This is a genomic window from Methylorubrum aminovorans, assembly GCF_022179725.1.
Taxonomy (GTDB): domain Bacteria; phylum Pseudomonadota; class Alphaproteobacteria; order Rhizobiales; family Beijerinckiaceae; genus Methylobacterium; species Methylobacterium aminovorans.
Genome location: NZ_BPRC01000069.1, coordinates 1 through 5,051, shown reverse-complemented (window position 1 = coordinate 5,051; position 5,051 = coordinate 1). Strand labels below are relative to the sequence as shown.

3 protein-coding genes and 3 pseudogenes are annotated in these 5,051 nt (G+C 65.2%); 2 read left to right on the top strand and 4 right to left on the bottom strand.

Annotated features, from left to right (window positions below):
* Nucleotides 1-111 precede the first annotated feature (111 nt).
* Together MFF24_RS28415 and MFF24_RS28410 are read right to left on the bottom strand one after the other, a co-directional pair.
* Nucleotides 112-1,365: pseudogene (locus MFF24_RS28415) on the bottom strand (porin); the annotation flags it as partial.
* A gap of 680 nt (nt 1,366-2,045) precedes the next feature.
* Nucleotides 2,046-2,552, bottom strand: a complete 507-nt coding sequence (locus tag MFF24_RS28410) for a CYTH domain-containing protein (RefSeq protein ID WP_238229187.1) — start codon at nt 2,550-2,552, stop codon at nt 2,046-2,048.
* 713 nt (nt 2,553-3,265) lie between these two features.
* On the opposite strand from MFF24_RS28410, the gene MFF24_RS28405 reads away from it, so the two are divergent.
* Both MFF24_RS28405 and MFF24_RS28400 read left to right on the top strand, forming a co-directional pair.
* Nucleotides 3,266-3,652, top strand: coding sequence for a hypothetical protein (locus tag MFF24_RS28405; protein WP_238229186.1), 387 nt, complete (start codon nt 3,266-3,268; stop codon nt 3,650-3,652).
* Between the two features lie 132 nt (nt 3,653-3,784).
* Nucleotides 3,785-4,180, top strand: coding sequence for a hypothetical protein (locus MFF24_RS28400; protein WP_238229185.1), 396 nt, complete (start codon nt 3,785-3,787; stop codon nt 4,178-4,180).
* 390 nt (nt 4,181-4,570) lie between these two features.
* Here MFF24_RS28400 and MFF24_RS28395 read toward each other — a convergent pair.
* Nucleotides 4,571-4,846: pseudogene (locus tag MFF24_RS28395) on the bottom strand (response regulator); the annotation flags it as partial.
* A gap of 76 nt (nt 4,847-4,922) precedes the next feature.
* A pseudogene (locus MFF24_RS28390) lies at nt 4,923-5,051 on the bottom strand (AAA family ATPase); the annotation flags it as partial.

Sequence of the window (5,051 nt, the reverse complement as noted above, 5' to 3'; positions counted from 1 at the left end):
ATCTGCTCTTCGGTGAACCTGCTCTTCTTCACGGCTCTGCTCCTCCCCTCAGGGGCTCACACAACCGGAAAACTCGCACTCACGCCGGACCAAAGCGATGGGGGGACGTCAGAGGTACGAGGCCACCGCGGTGAAGCTGCTGGACAGCTCGATCCGGCCCGACAGCGGGTTCACGACCGCGTCGGCGAGGTACTGGTTGAACGGGTTGCCGGCGTAGACCGAAGCGTTGGCAAGGTAGCCGGCGGTGAAGCGGTTGATGCCGGTGTAGAACGAGGTGCCCTCGCCGTACGAACCCTGGAGGTAGATGCCGTCACCCGGAGCGATGAAGGGCAGGTTGAACTTCACGCCACCCTGGACCGCCCAGCCGTACTCGGTCTGCACGCCGTCGCCGAGGCCGCGAGCCGCCAGGAGAGCCTGGGCGTTGGCAGCGCTGCCGCCGGGGACGCCGACGGACGAGATGAAGCCGCCCACGTTGATCTCACGCACGGCGGCGGAGAGCTGAGCCGAACCCCACGGAGCGTCGTAGCGCAGCGAGCCGACGAAGTCGGGCAGGCGCGAGCGCTGCACGGCGTCGATGAAGGCGACCGAGGTGGCGTTGCCCAGGGCGTCGGTGCCGAGGATGATCGGGGTCGGCGCGGTGGTGAGCACCGTCGAGAGAGCACCCGTGCCGGCGGCGGCGCCCGCGGCAGGGACCGCGTTCGTGAAGAGCGGGTTCTTGCGGTAGTTCGGGTCTTCCATCGAGATCGTGGCGGTGAAACCGTCGCCGAACTTCTGGGTATAGGCGAGCAGGTTGGTCGACGGCATGTTGGAGCCGAGCGAGGAGCCGATGATCTCGTAGTCGGCGGCGTAGAAGTCGTAGAACGAGGAGGCGCGACCGGCGGTCAGGCCGGCGAACTGGATGAACGCCTTGTCGACGTTGATGAAGTTCTGGATACGGCCGAAGGCGTCCTGGCCGGTGCCGGAGAAGGCGTAGCCGCCGCGCAGGTTCGTGCCGGAGGATGTCTTGGTGTGACCGGTGCGGCTCGCCGCGTCGAGACGCAGGAAGGCGCGCAGGGTGCCGTAACCGGTCTGGGTGCGGGCGTCGAAGGCGAAGCGGGCGAGACCGACGAAGCCCGAGAGGTCGCCACCGCCGGTGACGCGACGGTTGTCGCTGCCGATGTAGCCGTACTCGGCGCGGGCGCGGCCGGAGACGCGCAGGCAGGTGTCCGTGCCGGGGATGTAGAAGAAGCCGGCGCCGTAAGCGGTGCAGACCCGGACGTACTCGATCGGAGCGGCCTTCTTCACCGGCAGGTCGGCGGCCTGAGCCCCACCCACGATGGTCAGCCCCGCTGCCGATCCAAGGAGAAGGCTCTTCACGAGCTTCATGATGAACTCTCCAGAAGTTTCGAGACCCGTGAGATCGGACATGTTTCGGTGGAGCGCTCACCTTCAGGTGCGAGGCCCAGCTTGTCCTTATCCCCCGGTGCTAGGACCGTTCCCGCGATGGGGTCGACCAAGCTCGCGGCGGGCTTGCCCATCCGCAGCGGCACCATGGTCAAGCGTTGCCGTACGGGCAACAAAGATAATTGTCTTGAAATCGTCACATGGACGATGTGCGGACAGCTGTTGCAGCATTGCAACTTAATCCCAAGGCGAAGGGAAATGTTTTCCTTACAGTGAGCCGGCGCAATAGCCTTCGCCCTGGATGGGATAGCCTCGAATGCCTCGTGGCGCACCTTCAAGGGCAGCCATCACCTCACGGCTGCCATGCGTTTATCCTCAGGCCGTGCTCAGCGATTCCGCGGCTTTCGGAGTCCTGTCGTGACCTCGGCCGTCGGGGTCGGACTGCGGTTAATCCGTGCAGCACTGTCCTGTTACGGGTCGCAGCACGTCCCGGAGAGCTGCCCAGGTTCCGGCCGGGTCGGCCTAGGACGCTTCGAGAGCCTCCACGACGGCGGGCACGCGCCCTGCCTCTGTCGCTTCGATCACGCGAGCTCTGAGGACGAGTTCCTCCATGCACCGCCAAGCCGCAGTCTGGCTGAAGCCGGGGCCGTATGACGGCATCGTCACGGGCGCGCAGCTAACACCTCCGCCAGAGTGACCGTGCGGCCCGCCTCCTGCGATAGGCGCAGCATGGCCGACTGGCGGAAGCGCGGATCCCCGGTGACCTCCTGTCCGAGCCACGGCGGCAACTCGATGGCTTGTGCCTCGTGCTTCAATTCGACCTCGGCCAAGATCATGCCGGAGAGCGTGCCGTCGTAAACATCGACCTCCCAAGTCAAGCCGGCATAGGGCACGCAGTGGCGTGTCTTCTCGATCAGACAAGCCTCGCAGACGAGGCCCAGCATCGCTTCGCCGTCAGCCCGTGGGATCTCGTACTCGAACTCGGGCCGCGCCAAGCCGGCGCGCCCGCCCTTCACCGCGAGCCAAGCTCGCTCTTCGTCGAGCCGCACCCTTACCTTTGCTGAGGCGAATTGCCCGATGAGACCGTCCGTGAGCCGGCGCTTGCTCGTGACGCCGTCACGCCAGCCCGCATGGGCGACCAGGAACTTTCGCTCGACCTCGTAACGCATCACGCTGCACTGCCTGGACGACGGGAGCGCTCGCCCGCCTCCTTCCGACGGGCGCGGGCTAATGCAGTGCCTGCGCATGTGCCATAGCCACGTACGCTGGCCAGGGACGCACGGGGCACCGGGGGCACCGTGCGCCTTTGCGAACCGCTTGGAAGTGCTTGCGCTGGCCACTCACCTCGCGGAGAGCCGATCCTCAAGTAGAGGCAGGCTTGGCGCGGCGCTTCCGTCGTACTTCGGGGTAAGCGGCGCATCGCGAAAGTGCCGAGCGGATTGCGCGTGAGCAGAAGGGCGATCCGTCATCGTCCTGTCTGCAGTTTACTGCCGCGCTTCACGGGCCGTGACGAGTTCGGCAACGCTTGCCAATCACGCCGCCCTGCGAGAATCTTCCACGAAGGTCGGATCGAAGCCGCCTCGCTGGCTGCGGTCCGGCCTCGAACAGGCCGATCTCGTCGGATCAGCGGACGATCTTCCGGCCGCGATCCCCGCGTCGGCGTTTTCACGCAGGCATGGTGGGGGGCATCAAGCCAGGCGCCTACGGTAGGCTGCATTGGTCCTGGAGGCGGACCCTCGAAGATCGGGCATACGGGCTTCGGCGGAGCGGCCGTCCCCTCCCCTTTGCGGCTCTGAACGAATCGCTATCCTCAGCCTGCATCCGCTGATCTTCAGGTCGCGGGTTCCGCCGTCTGCCCGGCTTCCGCTCCCTCAGGTGCCTCATGTCGAACCTCGTCAGTCCGGATCAGGCCCCGCCGAAGCCGCCCTTTGGCCAGACCTGTAACGGCTGTGGCTATTGCTGTGCCGCCGAGCCATGCAAGCTCGCCCTCGAATACATCTCCCCCGAACTCGCCGGGCCGTGCCCGGCGCTGGAGTTCGAGGGCGGTCGCTTCTACTGCGGGATGGTGCGGCGGCCGGGTCTGTACATGTCGCTGCCAAATGACTGGGCGGACGCACTCCTCGGACCTTTGTTTGCCCGAATGCTGGCCGTGGGCCGGGGATGCGATGCGGAGGGACCGGAATGGCTCGAAGGCGGCCGCGGCCCGGACGTAGGCCCGCGCGGGATCTTTCCGGGTAACGGAGATGCCATTCCGCAGACCCGTCCATGATGTCGCTCGATGAAGGTCGCGAACACGAGATGATCGTGTTTGTGGCTGACATGCTGTAATGATGCGACGTTTATATCGATTGAGATATGTCTACGGAAGTCGAATATCCTTTTTAAGCGTGAGTGCTAAGTCATGAGTGTTCGCTATTTCCTGGGTGTTATCGACGAGACCGCCAAGGTCTACCTAGCCGAGACCGTGGAGGGTGGGTACGTGCTCGCCAAGGCCGAGGAGGTTGACGTGGACGCGGCCCGCGGACGGGCCGTCGGGCGCGCCCGCATCGTCCACGAGGCGGACGTGTTCAGCGTGATCGACGGCTTCGGCGATCCCATCTGCACGGTCGAGGATCGGGCGCAGGCCGAGGATGCCCTGCAATCGATCGGTTACCGGAGTATCGAGTGTACGAGCAGGCTCTACCGATATGCCGGCACGCACGGCTGCACCGCTCACTGGCTCCTGTCGTCCTGCAATTACGACGCCGCGGGTTTGCTCGACCTCAAGGGGGGCCGCGCCTCCGACCCCATCAGGTGACTTTCCCGTCTGATGCTCGTTGGGACATTTCTTGATCGTTGGCTCCGCGTCATCGATCATGGCGCCACCACGTCGGGTGTTCGGGACCGATATCGTCCGACGGTGACGACTGCTGCCGGCACGGAACTTGACTCCGGATCGGCAGGCCTTCGCAGGAACGTCGCCGGCGTCGCTTGGCAGATCGTCGAGCCCCGGCACGCGTCCATCCGGACGGGTGCATGCTGGACGTTCTGACGATCGTTTGGTGGGCAGAGACCTCGGCGGGATTTTGCACCCGAGATCGATACGCAATCAGCTTGACCGTACGAAGGGCTGCTGAGGATGGTGAGCGGACCCTGGCCTTTCGCCGCGAAGCGGACTTTGTGCCTCTCGTCCAAAGCAGAGGCAGGTCTAGGAGTGCCGCGCTCGCTCCTTGCTGCCCTCGATCATTGAGCGGATGCGCGCTGTCATCGTCTCAATGGCGAACGGCTTGGTCAGCACCGCCATGCCGGGTGCGAGATGCCCATTCCCCAGAATGGCATTCTCCGCGTAGCCGGTAATGAACAGCACCTTTAGGTCGGGGCGACCACCCCGCGCGGCGTCAGCCATCTGACGACCGTTCATGCCGCCCGGCAGACCTACGTCCGTGACCAGCAAGTCGATGCGCGCATCCGATTGCAGAACCTTGTCAACGGGCACCGAAGTCTCCGCAATTGTGGGCTTTCAAAATTCCCTGGCCGGCGGGTTCGGTGCGGATCGGTGATCAGCCGGCCGTGTGATTGGAGGCAGCCTTTCCGGGTGGACGACCGCGACGCCTGGGTGCGGGCGGCGGAACGATCAGGGCCTTGGAGCGGACGTGCTCGGGGACGAGGTCGGCGTGCTGGCGCAGGCG